The sequence below is a fragment of the Paenibacillus sp. 01L418 genome (assembly GCF_056400045.1).
In genome coordinates this window covers 1-1,413 of record NZ_JBFTSN010000741.1, presented here as the reverse complement: position 1 = coordinate 1,413, position 1,413 = coordinate 1, and the positions used below count along the sequence as shown (strand labels likewise).

The window sequence follows — 1,413 nt, the reverse complement described above, 5'->3', positions numbered from 1 at the left end:
GTATGGTGATACTGTCGTATTGTGTACGGTAACAGCGTCAGCAGGTCCGAAGGATCTGGATTTCTTCCCATTGACTGTTAACTATGAAGAACGTTTGTATGCTGTTGGTAAAATTCCAGGTGGATTCATTAAACGTGAAGGCCGTCCAAGCGAGAAGGCGATTTTGTCCAGCCGACTTACGGACAGGCCTATTCGTCCGTTATTCCCAGAAGGTTTCCGGAATGACGTTCAAGTCATGAACATTGTAATGAGCGTGGATCAGGATTGTTCGCCAGAAATTGYGGCTATGATCGGTACTTCTGCTGCACTATCCATTTCTGACGTTCCTTTTGACGGTCCAATTGGCGGAGTAAACGTTGGACGTGTTAATGGCGAATTCATTATTAATCCGACGGTAGAGCAAAGCGTAGAAACGGATATTTTTGTAGTTGTCGCAGGAACGAAAGATGCGATCATGATGGTGGAAGCAGAAGCAAACGAAGTTTCTGAAGCAGTAATGCTTGAAGCGATTATGTTTGGTCATGACGAAATTAAAAAGATCGTAGCAAAAATAGAAGAGCTGCAAGCTGTAGCCGGCAAACCGAAAATGGAAGTTAAGCTACATACTGTAAATGAGCAAGTGAATGCTGATGTTCGCGCTTATGCTTCTGCTGGTTTGGTTGAAGCGATTAAGGTTGAAGAAAAGCATGCTCGTCAAGAAGCAATTGACGCTGTTAACAGCGCAGCAGTTGCTCACTTTGAAGAGCAATATATCGATACGCCAGAACTTCTCTCTGATGTTAAAGAAGTTCTTTATGACATCGTGAAGGAAGAAGTACGTCGTCTTATTTCTCATGATAAAGTTCGTCCAGATGGCCGTTCGCTTGATGAAATTCGTCCAATCGATTGTGATGTGGCAATTTTGCCTCGCACACATGGAACAGGGCTGTTTACTCGTGGACAAACACAAGCACTAAGTATTTGTACACTTGGCGCAATGGGCGACGTTCAAATTTTGGATGGTATTTCACCAGAAGAAACAAAACGTTTCATGCATCACTATAACTTCCCGCCGTTCAGCGTTGGTGAAGCTCGTCCGCTTCGTCCGCCAGGCCGTCGTGAAATCGGGCATGGTGCTCTCGGAGAACGTGCACTTTCCAAAGTTATTCCATCTGAAGCTGAATTCCCTTACACGATTCGTCTTGTTTCGGAAGTTTTGGAATCTAACGGTTCTTCTTCACAAGCAAGCATTTGCGCAAGCACACTTGCTATGATGGATGCAGGGGTACCAATCAAAGCGCCAGTAGCTGGTATTGCTATGGGTCTCATTAAAGATGGCGATCACTTTGCAATTCTTTCTGATATTCAAGGGATGGAAGATCATCTCGGCGATATGGACTTTAAAGTTGCAGGTACAGCTGAAGGCGTTACAGC

The 1,413-nt window shown here is 44.7% G+C and carries 1 protein-coding gene; it reads left to right on the top strand.

What is annotated here, in order from left to right; translation table 11 throughout:
* Nucleotides 1-1,413: polyribonucleotide nucleotidyltransferase (pnp, locus tag AC1DSE_RS35245; protein ID WP_477529121.1), on the top strand; the 1,413-nt coding region annotated here is incomplete at both ends.